The 19157-nt window shown below is 48.6% G+C and carries 19 protein-coding genes; 9 read left to right on the top strand and 10 right to left on the bottom strand.

Annotation, left to right across the window (positions count from 1 at the left end; genetic code table 11):
• Positions 1-52: 52 nt before the first annotated feature.
• Positions 53-2374, top strand: coding sequence for a TonB-dependent receptor plug domain-containing protein (locus LPA26_RS11770; protein ID WP_229008492.1), 2322 nt, complete (start codon positions 53-55; stop codon positions 2372-2374).
• A 59-nt stretch (positions 2375-2433) separates the two neighbouring features.
• Here the strand turns inward: LPA26_RS11770 and LPA26_RS11765 are convergent, their stop codons facing one another.
• The 5 genes from LPA26_RS11765 to LPA26_RS11745 all read right to left on the bottom strand — a co-directional run bounded on the left by LPA26_RS11765 (position 2434) and on the right by LPA26_RS11745 (position 7179).
• Complete coding sequence (locus LPA26_RS11765; protein WP_229008491.1) at positions 2434-2766, bottom strand: hypothetical protein; 333 nt, start codon at positions 2764-2766, stop codon at positions 2434-2436.
• An 80-nt stretch (positions 2767-2846) separates the two neighbouring features.
• Positions 2847-3941 carry a tRNA 2-thiouridine(34) synthase MnmA gene (mnmA, locus tag LPA26_RS11760; RefSeq protein WP_229008490.1) on the bottom strand — a complete coding sequence of 365 codons (1095 nt, stop codon included), beginning with the start codon at positions 3939-3941 and terminating at the stop codon, positions 2847-2849.
• Complete coding sequence (locus LPA26_RS11755; RefSeq protein ID WP_229008752.1) at positions 3938-4369, bottom strand: NUDIX hydrolase; 432 nt, start codon at positions 4367-4369, stop codon at positions 3938-3940. Before LPA26_RS11755 ends, mnmA begins: the two co-directional genes overlap by 4 nt.
• A 157-nt stretch (positions 4370-4526) precedes the next feature.
• Positions 4527-5162 (bottom strand): YchE family NAAT transporter, encoded by a 636-nt coding sequence (locus LPA26_RS11750; RefSeq protein WP_055827991.1) that lies wholly within the window; start codon positions 5160-5162, stop codon positions 4527-4529.
• Positions 5163-5244: 82 nt separating this feature from the next.
• Positions 5245-7179 carry a U32 family peptidase gene (locus tag LPA26_RS11745; RefSeq protein ID WP_229008489.1) on the bottom strand — a complete coding sequence of 645 codons (1935 nt, stop codon included), beginning with the start codon at positions 7177-7179 and terminating at the stop codon, positions 5245-5247.
• 86 nt (positions 7180-7265) lie between these two features.
• On the opposite strand from LPA26_RS11745, the gene bioA reads away from it, so the two are divergent.
• From bioA to LPA26_RS11720, 5 genes are all read left to right on the top strand, one after another.
• Positions 7266-8591 carry an adenosylmethionine--8-amino-7-oxononanoate transaminase gene (gene bioA / locus LPA26_RS11740; RefSeq protein ID WP_229008488.1) on the top strand — a complete coding sequence of 442 codons (1326 nt, stop codon included), beginning with the start codon at positions 7266-7268 and terminating at the stop codon, positions 8589-8591.
• Entirely contained in the window at positions 8582-10003 is a 1422-nt protein-coding gene (dacB, locus tag LPA26_RS11735; protein ID WP_229008487.1) for a D-alanyl-D-alanine carboxypeptidase/D-alanyl-D-alanine-endopeptidase, read from the top strand. Before bioA ends, dacB begins: the two co-directional genes overlap by 10 nt.
• A gap of 78 nt (positions 10004-10081) precedes the next feature.
• Positions 10082-10534, top strand: coding sequence for an FKBP-type peptidyl-prolyl cis-trans isomerase (locus LPA26_RS11730; RefSeq protein ID WP_200936992.1), 453 nt, complete (start codon positions 10082-10084; stop codon positions 10532-10534).
• A gap of 136 nt (positions 10535-10670) precedes the next feature.
• Positions 10671-11096, top strand: a complete 426-nt coding sequence (locus LPA26_RS11725) for an OsmC family protein (RefSeq protein WP_229008486.1) — start codon at positions 10671-10673, stop codon at positions 11094-11096.
• 3 nt (positions 11097-11099) lie between these two features.
• Positions 11100-11513 (top strand): VOC family protein, encoded by a 414-nt coding sequence (locus LPA26_RS11720; RefSeq protein WP_229008751.1) that lies wholly within the window; start codon positions 11100-11102, stop codon positions 11511-11513.
• A 74-nt stretch (positions 11514-11587) separates the two neighbouring features.
• Here LPA26_RS11720 and LPA26_RS11715 read toward each other — a convergent pair whose 3' ends face one another.
• The 3 genes from LPA26_RS11715 to LPA26_RS11705 form a co-directional block, all read right to left on the bottom strand.
• Positions 11588-11905 carry a DUF2322 family protein gene (locus LPA26_RS11715; RefSeq protein WP_055869985.1) on the bottom strand — a complete coding sequence of 106 codons (318 nt, stop codon included), beginning with the start codon at positions 11903-11905 and terminating at the stop codon, positions 11588-11590.
• Between the two features lie 25 nt (positions 11906-11930).
• Positions 11931-12572, bottom strand: coding sequence for a 2-polyprenyl-3-methyl-6-methoxy-1,4-benzoquinone monooxygenase (gene coq7, locus LPA26_RS11710; RefSeq protein ID WP_055827975.1), 642 nt, complete (start codon positions 12570-12572; stop codon positions 11931-11933).
• A gap of 63 nt (positions 12573-12635) precedes the next feature.
• Entirely contained in the window at positions 12636-14105 is a 1470-nt protein-coding gene (locus LPA26_RS11705) for a S41 family peptidase (RefSeq protein ID WP_055869990.1), read from the bottom strand.
• Positions 14106-14292: 187 nt separating this feature from the next.
• Here LPA26_RS11705 and LPA26_RS11700 point away from each other — a divergent pair, with 187 nt between their 5' ends.
• Complete coding sequence (locus tag LPA26_RS11700) at positions 14293-14592, top strand: SelT/SelW/SelH family protein (RefSeq protein WP_055869993.1); 300 nt, start codon at positions 14293-14295, stop codon at positions 14590-14592.
• 31 nt (positions 14593-14623) lie between these two features.
• Here LPA26_RS11700 and LPA26_RS11695 read toward each other — a convergent pair whose 3' ends face one another.
• Positions 14624-15190, bottom strand: coding sequence for a C40 family peptidase (locus LPA26_RS11695; protein WP_055827969.1), 567 nt, complete (start codon positions 15188-15190; stop codon positions 14624-14626).
• A 172-nt stretch (positions 15191-15362) separates the two neighbouring features.
• Between LPA26_RS11695 and LPA26_RS11690 the strand changes: the two genes are divergently transcribed.
• Positions 15363-17327 carry an ATP-dependent DNA helicase gene (locus LPA26_RS11690; RefSeq protein ID WP_229008485.1) on the top strand — a complete coding sequence of 655 codons (1965 nt, stop codon included), beginning with the start codon at positions 15363-15365 and terminating at the stop codon, positions 17325-17327.
• A gap of 5 nt (positions 17328-17332) precedes the next feature.
• Positions 17333-17734, top strand: coding sequence for an alternative ribosome rescue aminoacyl-tRNA hydrolase ArfB (arfB, locus tag LPA26_RS11685; RefSeq protein ID WP_229008484.1), 402 nt, complete (start codon positions 17333-17335; stop codon positions 17732-17734).
• Positions 17735-17910: 176 nt separating this feature from the next.
• Here the strand turns inward: arfB and argJ are convergent, their stop codons facing one another.
• Positions 17911-19137: a bifunctional glutamate N-acetyltransferase/amino-acid acetyltransferase ArgJ gene (argJ, locus tag LPA26_RS11680; RefSeq protein ID WP_229008483.1), complete on the bottom strand. Its 1227-nt coding sequence runs from the start codon at positions 19135-19137 to the stop codon at positions 17911-17913.
• Between the last annotated feature and the right edge of the window lie 20 nt (positions 19138-19157).

Here is a 19157-nt window from a genome sequence, read left to right as displayed (position 1 = left end):
GGGCTGATTCAGTCCCTTTGTTTCAATTAATACTTCTAGTAGTAAAACGCTCATGATGGAATGCCTCGATCAACGGCAACGTAAAAATAAAATTAATAACCATTATTCTTCAATGATGGGTGCGTTTCAGTTATGTATTTGCATTCTATTTATTTCATTCAGCCATATTAATTTTGCTGCAGATCAAATAAGCCGCGATGAGAACACCTCCAACCAGGAAAATACCCAGTCTAAAAATGATCAGGATGATCAGCCGATAAACAAATCGGAGAGTGTTGATACATTGCCCGAGGTGTCCGTCACTGATACCAGGGTTAAAGAGGAGTCTGGCATCAATCCTACATTGCCGATTACCACAATCACAAGTGAGCAGTTGCAACGCACGCAGCCGAGCAACATTTTTGAGGCTGTAAAATCTGCGCCAGGTGTATCAATTACAGGGGGGCCAAGACCAAGTGGTATGGCTTTTAGTATTCGGGGTTATACGGATAATGAAGATGTAATGGTGAAAGTTGATGGGGCGCCTAAAGGATTTGAAAAGTATCGAATGGGGGGTACTTTTGTAGAGCCCGAGTTGTTAAAAAGTATTGAAATCCAACGCGGTCCACAAATTACCAGCGGTTCAGGTTCTTTAGGGGGCACGATTATCGCCCAAACTAAAAATGCGGCTGATTTGTTAAAGCCCGGCCAGAAATTTGGTGCTAAAGCCAAGTTCGGTTATGGCAATAACAATGATGAATACTCTCGTTCTTATATGATGTATGCCCGACCCGAGGAAAGGATAGATATTTTATTCAACTACTCTAATCGACAGGCGAATAACATCACGCTTGCAAATGGAGATAAATTAGATAGTTCTGCAATCCAGTCTATCTCCCAATTGCTCAAAGTTTCCATTTTTCCACGGGAAGATTTGGAACTTAGCACTTCATTAGTCACCTTTGATGATAGCGGGTTGCAACCTTATGACGCAACTGGCGGGCAACCAGGTACCTTCGGCACAGTGATACGAAGTATTGATGATTTTAGCTGGACTCAAACCATGCTTTATACGCCTGATCATCCTTGGGTTAATCTGAAAGCTGTATTGGGCGGAGGGCATACAAAGTTACATGATCTGCTGCAGCCTGGCAAATCATCGATAAATCCGTGCAATGTCAGCACTTGCACAAACATGAATGATTATTATGATTACAAAACAAAGACTGTGGATTTAAGTAATATCTCCACGATTTTTAAAGCTGATTCAATGTTAATAGCCGTGTTAACCGGTTATCAATACAATGAAAGTGAAAGAGACGTAGAACGCTTTCTTGAAAATCCCGCCAGCCCTTTGGCAAGTGATTATCCCAATGGCTTCAATCCTTCTGCACCTCCAGGCAAACGTTCTTACAATGCATTTTATATTCAGCCACATTTTCAGATTGGACAAGTAAGTATCAAACCAGGGTATCGAAGGGATGATTACAAGATTGAAGCAGACGGTGGCACTCTAAACTTGCTTGCTCCTTTTAAACAAGCCAGTAAAAATGAATTTACTGAAGAAACCTGGAGCTTGGGCTTAGCTTACGATTTCTTCCCTCGTGCCAGTCCCAAGCAATTGACAGTCTATAGCAATTACGGTCAAGGATTTCGTCCAGCATTAATAGATGAGTCGTTTACACAAGGCACATTCAGCAGATGCCGACGATTAGGCGCACTTTTGATTCCTGGAGTTTCAATGCCAGACGGCCCACCCTCTGGTATTTGTGGTGATCTTTATCAATCTCAGACTTCTGAGTCCACCGAAGTCGGCATGAGCTATCAAGATCCTCATCTAATGGGGACTGATATTGCCCTTACCAGCAAAATTAACTTTTATCACATCTATACTTCGCATTTACTTTCATCCTTGCGTGAGAACGATGACAGGAGCATCACACAAAAAGGTTGGGAAAGAAGAAATGGAATAGAGGTAGAAGGTTTTGTTCAATACCATGGTATATATATGCGCGGCGCATATTCACGAATAAATGGAAATCTTTTTGACGGAGGGCGTTTTGTTCCACTGTATACCATTCCTGGCAATACCTTGAATATTAATTTGGGGGCGTCGTTAACTAAGACTTTGGACTTTAATGTCACTTACAGGAAGATTTCAGATAGAAATATAATTGTCGGTGGCGGTACTACCACTGATTATGTTTTTGGCACGCAGGACGGCTATGAAATCTGGAATGCCGGGGTACATTGGCAAGCTACTCCACAATTGGGAATGCGACTGATAGGAGAAAATTTGACCAATAAAGAGTATCGTCTCGACGCTGCTATGGGTGGATTAGGAATTTTTGCTCCGGGGAAAAACGTTAAATTCTTTGTCGAGTTAATGTATTGAATGAAATTAAAAAGCCTCAGAATCTCTGAGGCTTTTCTATATTTAGATGATGTATTTGTTTAAAGCGGTGCAACATCATCATCACCGAGCAGGGTATGCAGATTATTTTTATGGCGTAATGTCTGGCGTTCATTCAGGCGTTTTTGCGCTGCACTTGGGAAGTCGGTATAACTGATCAGGCTGCGCTCGATCAGAATGCCGATCAAGTCTTCAAGTACGCGTGCTAGCTGGATATCGCTTTCACGGAAGGTGTGGTGTTTCTTAAGTTCTTCATCCAGAAAATTCAAATAATCGGCATCTGAGTTTTCTACCTGTACCCAGTCAGCCGAAACCTTGGTATCCGGACTTGCGGCAATAATTGCACCTTCTTTATTTTTAAGTATATAGGCCATCAGGTGTCATTCCTTGTCACTTTAGGTGTGAGTTATTGTTTATCAGGAAAGCAGAAGCAATAACCATGCCTTTGGGTTACTTAAATCGCCCCATTGATAATGCCACCACCAAGGCAGACATTGCTTTCATAAACCACCACGCTTTGCCCTGGCGTAATCGCCCATTGATGCTGACCAAAGCGGATGGTCGCTTCCACGTCATTCACCGCATCGACTTCGCATGGCGCATCCGGCTGGCGGTAGCGGGTTTTGGCCGCGTAAACCCAGTTGGTACGTGGCTGTTCGCCGCTGATCCAATGCAGTTGCCCGGCAGTCAGGCCGTCACTTTGCAGCAGTGGGTGATCGTGTCCTTGCACTACAATCAGTTCATTGCTGACCATGTCTTTGCCTGCTACAAACCAGGGTTCGCCGTTACTGTCGCGGCTGCCACCAATTTTCAGGCCCTGACGCTGCCCGAGCGTGTAATACATCAAGCCTTCATGTTCACCGACTACTTTACCTTCAGGCGTACGCATGATGCCAGGTTGTCTTGGCAGGTAGCGTTGCAAAAATTCCTGGAACGGGCGTTCGCCGATAAAACAAATGCCGGTGGAGTCCTTTTTTTCTGCATTGATCAGCCCATGCTCGCGCGCGATTTCACGCACTTCACGCTTCAGATATTTACCCAACGGAAATAATGTTTTAGATAACTGTGCCTGGTTCAGGCGTGACAGGAAATAGCTTTGATCCTTGCTGCCGTCATCTGCTTTCAGCAACTGAAAGTTACCCGGTTGAATTGGGTTCTCGCGTACCTGGGCATAGTGACCAGTCGCAATCAAATCCGCACCCAGGCTCATCGCATGGTTTAAAAATGCCTTGAATTTGATCTCGGCATTACACAGGATGTCAGGATTAGGCGTACGGCCAGCCTGGTACTCTTCCAGAAAGTTAGTGAATACTCGCTCTTTGTATTCCTCACTAAAATTTACGGCTTCAATGTCGATCCCTATCTTGTCAGCGACAGACACGGCGTCGATCAAATCCTGCTTCGAAGAACAGTATTCATAAGTGTCATCGTCTTCCCAGTTTTTCATAAACAAACCGGTGACATGGTAGCCTTGCTGCTTTAACAACAAAGCGGTAACGGAAGAATCAACGCCGCCGGACAGGCCGACGATCACATGTGGCTTACTCATAATGCCTGGCCCAAATGTTTCAAAATATCTAAAGAATAACGTTTGCCCGCAAGGTAATCCTGCACGCATAACAGCACTTGCGGACTGCGCATCAACTCGCCATCGGCAGCAATCTCGGATTCAGTTTTCCATACGGTGCGGAGGATGCCGTCATCTAATGCACGCTCCGGGTAATGTGCTCCCAGCTTGCCTGTAAATGCAAAACGCAAATAGGTAATCCCATTGACCGGATGCTGCCAGTGGTAAATGCCTACCAGGGCTTCTGGCGTAAAGTCATACGCAGTTTCTTCCAGCGTTTCCCGAATCGTCGCTTCAATAATCGTCTCGTTTTCTTCGAGGTGACCGGCAGGCTGGTTAAAGCGGTTACCACGGTCAGTGGTTTCTTCAACCAGCAAAAACTTGCCGTGTTGTTCGATAATTGCCGCCACGGTGACGTTGGGTTTCCACTGCTGGGAGGACTTGGAAGAGGCAGGTGAATTCAAAATACGCGGGTTTCGTTAAAAGCGCTATTTTAACGCTAAGTGATTGATTAGGGTAATTATCTTAAAGCCTTGACTACTACCATGCGCTGTCGATATGTGGTCATCAACCCGCCAACTGCGGAAACAAACCAGTCAATCCATGCGCAATAAACTCTACTGACATGGCCGCTAAAATCAGTCCCATCAGGCGGGTCACGATATTGATCCCGATAGGGCCCAGGTAATCAGTGATGGCATCAGAAAGTAATAACAGGCCCCAGATAAACAGTGAAATTAAAGCCACCGGTATTATCAGGCTTAAATGCCCCCAAAAACCAGGATGCTGTTGCGCAGTGATAATCATGCTGGAAATCGCGCCTGGTCCGGCAAGTAGCGGGATACTCAATGGCACAATCGCAATCACTTCACGCTCCGCCAAGTCTTGCGCTTCTTCGGCTGTTTGGCGAGTGCCACTTTGCTTGCCATGCATCATTGAGATAGAAATCAGTAGCAGCAAAATACCACCACCGACCTGGAATGAAGGGATGTCGATGCCAAAAAAGTCTAGTACTTTGTCGCCTATAAAAGCCGAGACGCACAGCACAATCATCACGGTCATGCCGACCGTGCGTGCGGTACGGGCACGTTCCTTTTTGCTCCAGCCACTGGTGGCACTGATGAAGATTGGCAGGCTGCCGATAGGATTCACAATCGCCAGCAAGGCAATCGCGACTTTAAGCAGGTAGGTATATTCGTTCATGGCGGTTACTTTTTGGCATCGGATTTTGTCGTCAAGCTTGCCTGAAAAAAATGGTGTAGGCAAATTGCCAAGGTCATTTTATTTATGCAGGACGCTTGTCAAAAAACGCAATCGGTTGTGGCGGTGCCATCTGCAAGATATGTTTGCGCACTTTGCCCATCACATGCATTTCACAGGGCTTACAATCAAATTTGAGTGTGTACCTGTCATTGCCGCTGATTAGCATCATAGGTTCGGCCGTCACCGTGCCTTGCACACCTATCACGCCTTTGGCTTCTTTCGGACACAAACCGTGGCTGAAACGCAAGCAATGTTTGGTGATCATCACCGGCACTTCATCCAGTTCTTCATTGGATTCATAAGCGCTGGCAATCAGCTTCACGCCGTGCTTGTGATAGAAATCGCGAGCTTTCTGGTTATAGACATTTGCCAGGTAGCTCAAAGTATCTTCGGGATAAATAGCGGGTGGCTCGGCAGCCGCACGCAATGGCGGGCGGTTATAGCCTAATGTTCTGATGGCAATTAATTCTTCCACGGCATCACGGCGTAGCTGGTTCACAACAGAAGCGGGCAGGAACCAAGGCTGGGTCAATTCCAGGCCGATATCTCGGGCTGAAAAATCGGTATTTCCCAGTTTTGCCAGATTCTCCCTCAACGATACCTCGGCTTTTTCTGTATCGTTCGCAGGCTGCTTTTCGGTAGTGCATTGGGTGGTGGCGCTAAAGCCTTGTTCATCCGTCAGTGTCAGTGCAAAGCCGTCTGCCGTTTCGTAAAGTACAACATCAAGCGCTATTTTTCGTGAAGCTGAATCCTTTTCCAGCAAGCGCATAAAAGCGTGGTCACGATTGCGGTAGAGTTGGGTGTTGTTGCGGATATCCGCAGGCATTTCATTTGGGAACAGGCGTTGCGTATAGTTATCCAGCGCTTGCACCGTGTTCACACGCAGGCCGACCAGCTCTTTATGTACATCAAAAAAGCACACGCCATCGCCATTGTGTAATACAACTTCTGTCGCCACATCGATAAAGTCCTTACCGACTTTACGCACTTTACCCAGTTCTTCACCTGAAAATTTGGGCGTATCAAAGGCGCCGATATCGGCCTGGCGGCCATTGGCAAAATAGTCGGTGGCACTGCGGTTAAAGGTTTTTTCAGGCTGTGGCGTAAATGTGTAGCTGGCATGCCCGGCTGAGGATTTAGCGTAATCCGGCATCTCTTCCAGAATCTCATCCAGCAACTGACGGTAATGGGCGGTGGCGTTTTTCACATAAGGCAGGTCTTTGTAACGGCCTTCGATTTTAAAACTGCTGACACCGGCAGCAATCAGCGCACGCAGGTTGGCACTCTGGTCGTTATCTTTCATCGATAAGTAATGTTTGTCTTTACCCAGGATGCGACCTTTCTGGTCTTCCAGCGTATAGGGCAACCGGCACTCTTGTGAGCACTCACCCCGGTTGGCACTGCGGCCCGTGTGTGCGTGGCTGATAAAACATTGCCCGCTAAAAGCGACACATAAGGCGCCATGTATAAAATATTCCAGGTTAGCCGTCGTGGCATCAGCAATCTTTTTCACCGTCGCGATATCCAGCTCGCGCGCCAGTACGATCTGGCTGAACCCGACCTGGTCAAGAAACTGTGCTTTTTGCACAGTGCGTATATCGGTTTGCGTACTGGCATGTAGTTGTATCGGCGGTAGATCCAGTTCCAGCAAGCCCATGTCCTGCACGATCAGCGCATCTACGCCTGAGTCATACAGCTGATGTACCAGCTGGCGTACACCTTCCAGCTCGTTGTCATGAAAAATCGTATTCAGCGCGACAAACACTTCGGCATGAAACTTGCGCGCATGCTGCACCAGCCTGGCAATATCCTGTACGGTATTCGGCGCTTTGGCGCGCGCACCAAATGCCGGGCCACCAATATACACGGCATCAGCCCCGTGATTAATGGCTTCAATGCCAAAATCTGCGTTTTTGGCAGGTGAAAGCAGTTCCAGATGTTTGCGGGTTTTTTGCATGCGGGATGTATCTACAGTGTAACGACTTGATTTAAGACGCTATTTTAAACGAAGCATGCATTTTGCGCTTGGTTTAAAATAGCGTCATGAGTGGAAATCAGGATTTATTACAACGCAGCCTCAATCACGTGTGGCATCCATGTACGCAGATGAAGCATCACGAACGCACGCCGCTGGTTCCGATTGCCAGAGGTGATGGAGCCTGGCTATTTGATACCGATGGCAAAGTCTATCTGGATGCCGTCAGCAGCTGGTGGGTCAATCTGTTTGGGCACAACCGGTCGGAGATTAAAGATGCGATTAAGGCACAGTTAGACCAGCTTGAGCATGTAATGCTGGCCGGGTTTACCCATGCGCCGGTGGTGGAGCTATCAGAGAAACTTTCTGCATTGACTGGCCTCGGTCACGCTTTTTATGGTTCAGATGGTGCCAGTGCTACTGAGATCGCGCTTAAAATGAGTTTTCACTATTGGCGTAATCGCGGGCAAGCGCAAAAAACCAGATTCATCAGCCTGCAAAACAGTTACCACGGTGAAACTCTAGGCGCGCTGAGCGTGACCGATGTTGCCATTTTTAAAGACACTTATGCGCCGCTGATTTTACAGTCGGCACAAATGCCCAGTCCGGATAGCCGACTGGCTGCAGCCGGTGAATCCGAAGAAGATTTGGCCTTGCGTTGTGCCGATGCACTGGAAGCTTATGTAACCGAGCACCATGCCGAATTGGCAGCCTTCATTATTGAACCCCTGGTGCAAGGTGCGGCTGGGATGGCGATGTATCATGCTGACTATCTGCGTCGTGCACGCGAGATTTGCAGCCGTTATGATATCCACTTGATTGCAGATGAAATTGCTGTCGGTTTTGGCCGTACCGGCACCTTGTTTGCCTGTGAGCAGGCGGGCGGAACAGTCAGTGATATTGCTGATTTTGTGTGTCTTTCCAAAGGCATTACCGGCGGTTATTTGCCGTTATCTGTGGTACTCACGACCGATGATGTTTATCAGGCTTTTTACCATGACCAAACTGCCAAGGGTTTTTTGCACAGCCATAGTTACACCGGCAACCCGTTAGCGTGCAGTGCGGCATTGGCAACGCTGAAATTGTTCGAAACCTCTGACGTGTTGGGCAATAACCAGAAGACCGCACAGCAACTTTGGACAGCAGTGCAGGCATATGACTTGCCTCTACAGCATGTCCGCCAGCGGGGCATGATCACTGCGTTTGAGGTTGATAACAAAAATCCACAATTTGCCCGCGATTGTTATGCGGCAGCGTTGCGGCATGGCTTATTGCTGCGCCCGATAGCTAATACAGTGTACTGGATGCCGCCATATTGTCTGAATGCGGCAGAGATTGATCATCTGGTACAGGCGACACAAACCACGATTCTCGAAAGTATGGCATGCAGCTAATTATGCGCTGGTGCCTGTTCTTTTGTTGCTTGTGGGCCGGCGTTGCTCAGGCGGTTTTGCCGGTTTCATTGCAAGAAGCGCTTACTAAAGCGAAATTACCGCTGGATAGCGTTGCGATTGTGGTGCAACCCCTCGATGGGGAGCCGCCGCTCATCAGCCATAACCAGACCAAGGCCATGAACCCGGCCAGTGTCATGAAAGTGGTGACCGCTTACGCCGCACTGGAAGCCCTTACACCCGCTTATCGCTGGAAAACAGAAGTCTATAAAAACGGGCCAGTGAATCAGGGTGTGCTTGATGGTGATCTCATTATCAAAGGCTACGGTGACCCGGCCCTGAACAATGCCGAGCTTTGGCGTTTGTTGCAGCAGATCCAGCAACAGGGGATTAAACATATCAAAGGTAACCTGGTACTTGATGCTTCCATTTATACGCCGGAAGTCACTCAACGTCCGATACTGGATGACGAGCCATGGCGCGCTTACAACGTCAATCCGTATGCATTGCTGGTGAATGGCGGTCATACCAGTTTCAGGTTTGGCGTATCCAGAGATGGCGGCAAGCCTGTTGTGAGTGTCACACAAGAGTTTGAGTTGCCACAGATTAAAGTGCTGAATGCCATGCAGGTCAGCAAAGGCGCTTGCGGGGATTGGCGTAGTAACCTCCGTTATGGAGTGTCTGCGACACCAGAAGGCACAACGGTTACGTTTAGCGGCACATTACCTGAGCAATGTGATGAACGTTATATTGAATTAAGCGCGCTTAGCCAGCATCAGTACGCGGTGAATACCTTCAAAAAATTATGGACGCAATTGGGCGGGCGGCTGGATGGCCAGGCCGTCGCTGCCGGGTTACCAGCCTCCGCAACATTGGTCACCACCTGGTGGTCTGCGCCGCTCGATGAGGTGATTCGTGATATAAACAAATGGAGCAATAATGTCATGGCGCGGCAGTTGATGCTGACCATAGGCGTGGAAGCAGGGCATGACCCAGCTGACGAAAATAGCAGTGGGTTGGTGGTAAGGGAATTATTAAGCAAAAGCGGGCTGTCTTTTACTGAACTGGTGTTGGAAAATGGGTCCGGGCTTTCACGCAACGAGCGTATCAGTGCGGAACATCTTGCACAATTACTCGTCACAGCCTATCAGCGGCCGGCGATGCCTGTGCTGATGGCTTCCCTGCCGATTCTTGGGTTAGATGGTACGCTCAAAAAGCGCTTGCCCGAAGCTCCGAGCCGGGGCATGGCTTACTTGAAAACGGGGTCTCTAGAAGGTGTCAGCAGCATTGCCGGTTATGTGCAGGATGTTCAGGGTAAACGCTATGTGCTGGTCATGCTGGTCAATCACAATAATGCTTCGGCAGCGCGTTCCATTCAGGATGGCCTGATTAAAGCGGTGATTGAAGGCCGCTAGCCAGCTGGCAACTGAGAATTTTTAATAAAAACCGCGTATGATAATGGTCGTTTTCAAGGAGCAAATGTGAAATCAGGAATGAAAAAATTAAGCTTGGGCATGGTGTTACTGTTATCGATAGCGGGTTGCCAGGCGCAATCCAACTCACCTAATTCAAAGGAAAATACCCAAATGACTGCCAATGTGACTGAGCTGCAAAAAATTGATACCGTGGTCGGCGATGGCCGCGAAGCCGAAATCGGTTTCAACGTGACCGTGCATTACACCGGCTGGTTGTACGATGCCAATGCCAAAGACTTTAAAGGCAAAAAGTTTGATAGCAGCCTGGACCGTAATTCCCCGTTCAACTTTTTCCTGGGCGGTGGCCAGGTCATCCAGGGCTGGGACGAAGGTGTGCAAGGTATGAAGATTGGCGGCAAACGTACGCTGATTATCCCTTCTGAACTGGGTTACGGCGCACGCGGTGCCGGCGGCGTGATTCCGCCAAATGCGACACTGGTATTTGACGTTGAATTGCTCGGCGTCAAATAGAAAGTGATTGTTCGGGTGTATGGTGCCCTTGATTAAGCACCTTGGTGAAGGAAGCTAGGCATTCTTGCAATGTGTCAGCTCCGCCCTCAAGTGATTGATGTTGGTCACAAATTAAAAACGATTGGAAAAATCAGCAATGCAAGTCAAAGTGAAATGGATAGACGGCGTCAGTTTTGTTGGCGAGTCTGAAACCGGTCACGCAGTCGTACTGGATGGCGCGCCTGAGAATGGCGGCCGTAATATCGGCATGCGCCCAATGGAAATGCTGCTGATCGGCATGGGTTCATGCACGGCATTTGATGTAGTGACTATCCTCAAAAAATCACGCCAGCCGATTGTGGATTGCGTGGCAGAAATTGCAGCTGAACGCGCCGATACCATCCCGAAAGTATTCACCAAGATTCACGTGCACTTTGTAGTGACCGGTGAAAACCTGAGCGAGCAACAAGTCTCGCGTGCGATAAGCCTTTCTGCTGAAAAATATTGTTCAGCCAGTATCATGCTGCAAAAAGCCTGCGAAATTACGCATGATTTTGAAATCAGAACGCCAACTACTGAGTAAATGATGACAACTCCTGCCGGTATGTTAGGTATTCGCCACGTGGCACTCTTTATCAAAGATCTGGAGTCTGCGATAGATTTCTACACGCGCATTGTTGGCATGCAGATCGAATGGCAGCCAGACCCGGACAATGTTTACCTGACCAATCATGGCGATGTATTTGCCTTGCATCGGGTAGATTACAAGGCTGATCCGCTACAGCGTCTTGACCACATCGGGTTTGCATTGACGGATGAAGCGGCAGTAGATGGCTGGTATTCGCATATGGTGGAGCAAGGCGTACGTATTACCGAAGCGCCTAAAACACACAGAGATGGCTCACGGGGCTTTTATTGCCTGGACAGCGTCGGTCATTTGCTTGAGTTTATTTACCATCCGCCAATTAGCCGTCATGTTAAAGGCATGTCGGGTAACTAAATTTGGATACTTTTTTCAAAAGCATAAAGCCTCCTTGATGGAGGCTTTTATTTTTTAAGAGGATTTAAAGCTAGCTATTCGCTTACGACTTTGATCGACAATGTTTGCTCTTTATCCAGCACAGTCAGCAAACGGTCTATGTTCGGATGTTTGCCTGGGTGATTCTCGGCATCTTCTGTATGTTCTGCGTACAGCGCCAATCCCTCTACGGCAGCATCGCTGTTAATTTCACCATATATTTTGAATAAATGATGATAAACCTTAATCGAGCCCTGGGTGCCGGGTTTATTTTCAATCTGGCCGGCTGGCTGACTTTGCTCATCGAAGAGCTCAATGCGTTTCACATGATCCGCATTGTCCAGGGTGAGTAAGTTGTCACTAAATTTTTGCATGGTTGACTCTAGGTTAATACGAATACTATAAGTGATACGCGGTTCGCGTCATCACTTTGGAAGCCAGGCGCATGGCCAGTTTCACCGGGGCGGGCAGCGTAGCACCACCAAGATGCTCTGCAGTCTGCGCATGCTGTTCTTCATCTTGCTTCATTTGCGTCACTATTGCGCGTGAAGCGAGATCTTGCGCCGGTAATTGCTGCAGATGACTCCCTAAGTGAGATGACACCTGGTGCTCGGTTTCGGCCAAAAATCCAAGGTTCCATTTGTCACCAAGTAAACCTGCTGTGACACCCAGGCCAAAACTCGCACCAAACCATAATGGGTTAAGCAGGCTTTTGCGGCCACCAAGTTCGTCGATTCGTCGTTCACACCATGCTAGGTGATCGACTTCTTCACGGGAGGCTTCTTTGAGTGCTTCAACATTGGCCGGATTACGTGATACTAACGCCTGGCCGCTGTATAAGGCCTGTGCACAGACTTCGCCCACATGATTGACGCGCATCAGGGCTGCGGCATGCTTGCGCTCTTTATCAGATAAAGAGTTATCGTTAGACGCTTCTGCTTTTGGATAAGGGCGGCTAGGACTCGGTTGGCTAAATACCGTACGTAAGCCCATGTCGATGACGGCAATAGCCTTGTCCAATGTCAATCTCGGCAGAGTCATTGATTACTCCCTGTAAAGCACCTTGCCTGCTGGCTGTGAGGCTTGCAGACAATGGCATGATCATTATTTCTTCACTGGTTTCTCAGCGCCGGCTGGTTTTTCAGTGCTGGCTGGCTTGTCTGTTGCAGCTTTCACCGCTTCAGGTGCTTTTTGCACTGGCAAGCCTTTAAGTTGATTCAACGCTTGTACAAACTGGAAGTCATCTTTGCTGGCGGGTTCAATAGGGCCGCGGGTTTCAGCAAATTTTTCATCCTTAGGTTTATCACCACCAACGCGGGCTTTCACTTCTTCGGCTTTTTCAGCGTTGGCTTTAGCAATGTCGCTAGGGTTGGATAAATGGCGCTTCAAATCCGCCTCATGCAAGCTCAGGCTTGGGTCTGAACCATCATCCACAATCGTGTCCGGCACAATGCCTTTCGCCTGGATTGAGCGGCCATTAGGCGTGAAATAACGTGCAGTGGTCAATTTAATCGCACTACCGTTGTTCATAGGCAGGATTGTTTGTACTGAACCTTTACCAAAGCTCTGGATGCCCATGATGGTGGCACGTTTATGATCCTGCAATGCCCCGGCCACAATTTCAGAAGCAGATGCAGAGCCTGCATTGATCAATACCACGATTGGCACTGTTTTATACTCTTCAGGCAAATCTTTCAGGTAGTCAGATTTACCACGGCGGGCATAATCCATGGGTGTCGCATTCAGGCGCATTTTAGAGTCCGCTACACGGCCTTCGGTATAAACCACCAAGTCATCTTTTGGCAGGAAGGCGGCAGAGACGCCAACCGCGGCATCCAGCAAGCCGCCCGGGTTGTTACGCAAATCCAACACCAAGCCTTTAAACGGGCCTTTGTTATCGGCACGTAAGGTTTTCAGGGCCTTGGCAAGGTCTTCACCAGTACGCTCCTGGAACTGTGTAATACGTACATAAGCATAGCCTGGCTCAATCAATTTGCTCTTAACGCTTTGCGCCTTGATGATGGCACGGGTCAGGGTAAAGGTAAGCGGTTTGTCTTCGCCTTTACGCACAACGGTTAGCGTGATTTTAGTATCCGGTACACCGCGCATGCGTTTCACGGCATCGTTCAGGGTCAAACCACGCACTTGCGTGTCATCGAGTTTCATAATCAAGTCACCGGATTTCAAGCCAGCTTTATAAGCAGGGCTGTCTTCAATCGGTGTCACTACTTTCACCAGGCCGTCTTCCATGGCGACTTCAATACCCAGCCCGCCAAATTCACCTTGGGTGCCAGCCTGCAACTCTTTGTAGGCATCTGCATCCATAAAGGTTGAGTGGGGGTCGAGGCCTTGCAGCATGCCAGCCAATGCTTCATTGATCAGTTTTTTATCTTCAACCGGTTCGACATAGTCAGATTTGACTTTGGCGAACACTTCGGCAAAGACGCGCAGCTCGTCGATCGGCAGTTGCGAAACAGAGGTTCTATCCGCCCAGGCAGAAATATTGATACTTACCAGAATACCTACAAAAACGCCTGCACCAAGCAAGCTAAATTTTTCAAATTTGGAACGCATACCAGCCTTGTATGATCAATTAAGCGAAGAATACTATTGTATGAAGATTACTGTAATAAAAGATTCAAGTGACATCAGTGATGTCAGCCTGTTTTGAGAGAGTGGAAACAATCACGTTAAGTTCATTTTCCGCTATTTCAATAAAATTGACTATACTCTTCACGCAAATAGTTTATTAGAGTGCAATATGCAAAAGCCTATCGTAGAAATCGAGTTTTGTACACAGTGTCGTTGGCTATTACGCGCAGCCTGGTTGGCGCAAGAGCTGCTCACCACATTTGATACTGATCTGGGATCGGTCAATCTGGTGCCCGGCACCGGAGGTATTCTGGACATTAGCTGTGATGGAAAAGTGATTTTTTCACGTAAAGAAGCAGGGCGGTTTCCTGAAGCAAAGGAATTAAAACAGCTGATAAGGGATTTGATTGATCCGGAGCGCTCACTTGGACACAGTGATAGTCCGGTAAAAAGTGCGGGTGATAATTGAGTAGATAGGAAGCTTGTTTTACGTCTAAGCTTTAATTCCCGGTTTCCACTTCTATGCGTTTGGCGCCGTTGTAACGGGTACGCCAGTAGCGCTCATCCATGTTTTCAACACGCACTTTAGCGCCCGCTCGCGGGGCATGAATAAACTGATTGTTGCCAACATAAATGCCGACATGAGAGAAGGCTGATTTAAGTGTGTTGAAAAATACCAAATCGCCTGGCTGCAAATCATCGCGCTTAACAGTATCACCCAACTCACTGATGGTGCGGGCGGATGGCGGCAGGGAAATTTGTGCTGCGTGCTTGAACACGTATTGTACAAACCCGCTGCAATCAAAACCGGTTTCAGGAGACCGCCCACCGTATTTGTAACCTACACCGGTCAGGCTCAGTGCCCGAATCATGATCTCTTCAACTTTTTCCGACCACGAACCGGAAAGTCCGGTTTGGCTGTCTAACACCTCTTCTTGCGAATAGCTATAGGCATTCTGCCAACGCTTGTCCTCACCTGGGGCGGCGTGGCCTTGGGAGATGCAAAGGGTGCTGATCAGAGGTGCACTGATAAGTAGTGCAGCGAGTCGAAGAACTAAATTATTCATCACAATCAAAGCTTGGTTATCATTCTTGTTGTGTCAGAAATAAGTATAACGGCCTAAACCTTGCCATACTTCAATGGCAGATGCAAGTTTTCATGAAAATTTAAGCATGCAGCTCAAATTGAAATCAGCAAAAAACTGCATTATTTTTAGTGGTCCGTGGGATAATTGACGGATGTCTTTAATGCAACAAGTCACGTCAGCATTTTCAGAAAGCGGTTGTCTGGTTCAAACCATGCCCGGTTTCAGAAGCCGCCCGCAACAACAGGAGATGGCACAGGCAATTGCCGATGCCATCGATAAACAGCAGCAATTGGTAGCCGAAGCGGGAACAGGCACTGGCAAAACTTACGCCTACCTGGTGCCGGCGCTTTTGTCTGGCGGAAAAGTCATTATTTCAACCGGCACCAAAACCCTGCAAGACCAGCTTTACCAGCGTGATTTACCTGCCGTGCGCGAAGCACTGAAAGTGCCGGTATCCGTAGCTATGCTCAAGGGTCGCGCAAACTACATTTGCCATTACCATTTGCAGCGTGCCAGCCAGGAAGGTCGTTTCCAGTCACGTGAAGACGCGCAATATATCCCCATCCTGCAAAGCTTTGCCGAAAACAGCCAAACCGGTGACAAGGCCGAACTTATAGAAGTGCCAGAACAGGCAACCGTCTGGCAGCAAGTCACTTCGACCCGAGATAACTGCGTCGGCCAGGATTGCCAGTATTACAAACAATGCTTTGTGATGGAAGCACGCAAACAGGCACTGGCGGCCGATGTAGTGGTTGTGAATCACCACCTTTTCTTTGCCGATGTGATGCTTCGAGACGAAGGTGTGGCTGAACTGTTGCCTAGCGCCAACACGATAGTGTTTGATGAAGCTCACCAGTTACCTGAAGTCGCCGGTCTGTTTTTTGGTGAAGATATTTCTACCTCGCAATTAATGGACCTGGCCAGAGATAGTCAAATGGCTTATCTCACAATAGCTAAAGACTGTGTCGCACTGGCTGAAGCCGTGACTCCACTGGAAAAGGCCTGCCGTGATTTCCGCCTGGTATTTCAGTATGAAGGCGCGCGCATGCCGGTGCAAAAGGCACAATCATTAAAGAATTTTGCTGATGCCTATCAACACATGCTGGAAACCCTGGCGGCACTGACCAAAGTGCTGGAGACACAGGCCGCGCGCGATCCATTGCTTGAAAAATGCTGGCAACGCGGCGGGGCCTTACTCGCCTTGCTGGAAGCGTGGCAAAAAGGAAATCACGTCAACTTGGTGCGCTGGGTGGAAGTATTTACGCAAAGTGTCCAATTACATGCGACGCCGCTCAGTGTGGCCGATGGCTTCGGCAAACAACTGAATGCACAGCCAAGGGCCTGGATTTTCACTTCCGCCACTTTAGCAGTAAAAAGTGACTTCAATCACTACCAGGGACAAATGGGCCTGCTGGCCGCACAAACCCGGCATTGGCAAAGCCCGTTCGATTATGACCAGCAAGCGTTGCTGTATGTGCCAGAAGGCATGCCAGAGCCGAATAGCATTGCTTACCCGGCAGCCGTAGCCGCCATCGCCTTACCGGTACTGCAAGCCAGTAAGGGGCGGGCTTTTGTGCTGTGCACTTCACTGAGAGCTATGCGCGAAGTACATGCCTTGTTAAAGCAGGCATTTGAAGAGCAGGGCATGGAGTACCCATTGCTGATGCAAGGTGAAAGCAACCGTACGGAATTGCTGGATAGATTCCGCGCGCATGGCAATGCGGTGCTTGTAGGCTCGCAAAGTTTTTGGGAGGGCGTGGATGTGCGTGGAGAAGCGCTTTCCTGTGTGATTATTGACAAGCTACCATTTGCGCCACCGGATGATCCGGTACTTGCGGCGCGCATCGACAAAATGAATGCCGAAGGCAAAAATGCCTTTATGGAATATCAGTTACCGTATGCCGTGATCACACTCAAGCAGGGCGCAGGTCGTTTGATCCGCGATGAGAGTGATTCAGGTGTATTGGTCATTTGTGATCCTCGATTAGTAGACAAACCTTATGGACGGCGCATCTGGCAAAGTTTGCCGCCATTTAAGCGCACGCGGAAACTGGATGAAGTGCAGGCGTTTTTCGAGCGTGTGGATGAAAAGCCCGAGCCAGTCCAGGGTAGCTAATCAACATGGTAATTGTTCCTGCAAATGAATTCACCTTGACCGCTATCCGCGCGCAAGGGGCTGGTGGGCAGAACGTGAATAAAGTCTCTTCTGCCATTCATCTGCGTTTCGATATCCAGGCCTCAAGCCTGAATGAGACTGTGAAATCCCCATTGCTAAGTAGTAAAGACCAGCGCATTACTGCTGAGGGCGTACTCATTATTAAAGCGCAACAATATCGTACACAAGAAGCGAATAAAAGAGATGCAATTGCCAGATTGCAGGCAATTGTAGAAGCGGCTTGTCATGTGCATGCGACGCGATATGCGACAAGGCCGACCCGGGCTTCGCAGAAGCGCAGGGTGGCGGGGAAGATTCAGCGGGGAGTGATTAAGCAGGGGCGGGGGCGAGTGGTTGAGGATCATTAGGAATGAGACTCTTAAATACAGTTAAATACAGCGCGCGCTGTTTTTGAGTGAGCTGTATCCCCGTAGTTTGGTATGCAGATACTTAACTACCTGCAACTGACAGTCATTCTGGCGTAGGCCAGAATCTGGGCGAGGTGGATGTTTGGCTTTGTTACTTACGAAGATACTGGTTGATCCTACGATCTATAATCCGCATTAATCTTCACATAATCATATGAAAAATCGCATGTCCATACCGTAGCGTCGGCCAATCCGCGATTAAGCACTACCCGCACTAAAATATCACTTTGCTTCATGACCGCTGCCCCTTGCTCTTCGACATAGCTAGCAGCTCGGCCACCTTTTTCCGCAACAAGCACATCGCCAAGATACAGCTGCATTGTGTTGACATCCAGGTCATCAATCCCCGCATATCCAATCGCTGCCAGAATACGTCCAAGGTTAGGGTCAGAAGCAAAAAATGCAGTTTTAATCAGCGGTGAATGCGCAATCGCGTAGGCAACCTTGCGGCACTCTTCCTCATCTTTTCCTGCTTCGACCTGGATAGTCATAAACTTGGTTGCGCCTTCACCATCGCGCACAATGGCTTGTGCCAGTTCTGTGGCCACATCTGTCAGTGCATCACGCAAGGTGATAAATTCAGGACTATCTTCAGTGACTGCAGCATTGTCGGCCTGGCCGGTCGCCATCAGAATCAGGCTGTCATTGGTGCTGGTGTCGCCATCCACAGTGATACAGTTAAACGATTTGTTCACTGCGTGTTGAATGATTTTATCTAACGCGCTTTGACTAATCGCGGCATCAGTTGCAATGTAGCCCAGCATGGTTGCCATATTAGGGTGAATCATACCGGAGCCTTTGCTGATGCCGGTAATCGTCACGGTTTTTCCTTCAATGCTTAGCGTGCGTGAAGTTCCTTTAGCAACAATATCTGTTGTCATAATCGCTTCTGCAGCATTGAGCCAGCTATCTGTTTGCAAGTTGGCGACTGCATTTGGAATGCCTGCCAGCAGTCTTTCCATCGGAAGTGTTTCCAGGATTACGCCGGTAGAGAATGGTAATACCTGCTCCGGGCTGATATTTAATTCCTGCGCGACGGCTATGCAACTGGCGCGCGCGTCATCTAATCCTTGCTGACCTGTACCAGCATTGGCACAGCCGGTATTTACCAACAGGGCGCGAATACCTTTGTTTTTCTCCAGGTGGTCTTTGCACACGGTCACTGGCGCAGCGCAAAAACGATTCAAGGTAAATACGCCGGCTACGCTGCTGCCTTCAGGCAAGGTCATCACCAGCACGTCTTTACGATTGGGTTTGCGGATATGCGCTTGAGCGAAGCCAAGTTGTACGCCACTAACGGGCAATAAATCTTTGGCGAGGGGAGCGTTTAATTTAACGGGCATCCGTTTTCCTTGAGTATTTC

The sequence above is a fragment of the Methylophilus sp. Leaf408 genome (genome assembly GCF_916856905.1).
GTDB lineage: Bacteria > Pseudomonadota > Gammaproteobacteria > Burkholderiales > Methylophilaceae > Methylophilus.
The sequence above is the reverse complement of the archived record's forward strand: the minus strand, read 5'-3'. Positions and strand labels throughout refer to the sequence as shown.

Coding starts and splice junctions, on each gene's coding strand:
- LPA26_RS11695 (WP_055827969.1), bottom strand. CDS start 15,190: ATGAATAATTTAGTTCTTCGACTCGCTGCACTACTTATCAGTGCACCT.
- LPA26_RS11770 (WP_229008492.1), top strand. CDS start 53: ATGATGGAATGCCTCGATCAACGGCAACGTAAAAATAAAATTAATAAC.
- arfB (WP_229008484.1), top strand. CDS start 17,333: ATGGTAATTGTTCCTGCAAATGAATTCACCTTGACCGCTATCCGCGCG.
- LPA26_RS11750 (WP_055827991.1), bottom strand. CDS start 5,162: ATGAACGAATATACCTACCTGCTTAAAGTCGCGATTGCCTTGCTGGCG.
- mnmA (WP_229008490.1), bottom strand. CDS start 3,941: ATGAGTAAGCCACATGTGATCGTCGGCCTGTCCGGCGGCGTTGATTCT.
- argJ (WP_229008483.1), bottom strand. CDS start 19,137: ATGCCCGTTAAATTAAACGCTCCCCTCGCCAAAGATTTATTGCCCGTT.
- dacB (WP_229008487.1), top strand. CDS start 8,582: ATGCAGCTAATTATGCGCTGGTGCCTGTTCTTTTGTTGCTTGTGGGCC.
- LPA26_RS11690 (WP_229008485.1), top strand. CDS start 15,363: ATGTCTTTAATGCAACAAGTCACGTCAGCATTTTCAGAAAGCGGTTGT.
- LPA26_RS11715 (WP_055869985.1), bottom strand. CDS start 11,905: ATGCAAAAATTTAGTGACAACTTACTCACCCTGGACAATGCGGATCAT.
- bioA (WP_229008488.1), top strand. CDS start 7,266: ATGAGTGGAAATCAGGATTTATTACAACGCAGCCTCAATCACGTGTGG.
- LPA26_RS11700 (WP_055869993.1), top strand. CDS start 14,293: ATGCAAAAGCCTATCGTAGAAATCGAGTTTTGTACACAGTGTCGTTGG.
- LPA26_RS11705 (WP_055869990.1), bottom strand. CDS start 14,105: ATGCGTTCCAAATTTGAAAAATTTAGCTTGCTTGGTGCAGGCGTTTTT.
- LPA26_RS11745 (WP_229008489.1), bottom strand. CDS start 7,179: ATGCAAAAAACCCGCAAACATCTGGAACTGCTTTCACCTGCCAAAAAC.
- LPA26_RS11720 (WP_229008751.1), top strand. CDS start 11,100: ATGACAACTCCTGCCGGTATGTTAGGTATTCGCCACGTGGCACTCTTT.
- LPA26_RS11765 (WP_229008491.1), bottom strand. CDS start 2,766: ATGGCCTATATACTTAAAAATAAAGAAGGTGCAATTATTGCCGCAAGT.
- coq7 (WP_055827975.1), bottom strand. CDS start 12,572: ATGACTCTGCCGAGATTGACATTGGACAAGGCTATTGCCGTCATCGAC.
- LPA26_RS11725 (WP_229008486.1), top strand. CDS start 10,671: ATGCAAGTCAAAGTGAAATGGATAGACGGCGTCAGTTTTGTTGGCGAG.
- LPA26_RS11730 (WP_200936992.1), top strand. CDS start 10,082: ATGAAAAAATTAAGCTTGGGCATGGTGTTACTGTTATCGATAGCGGGT.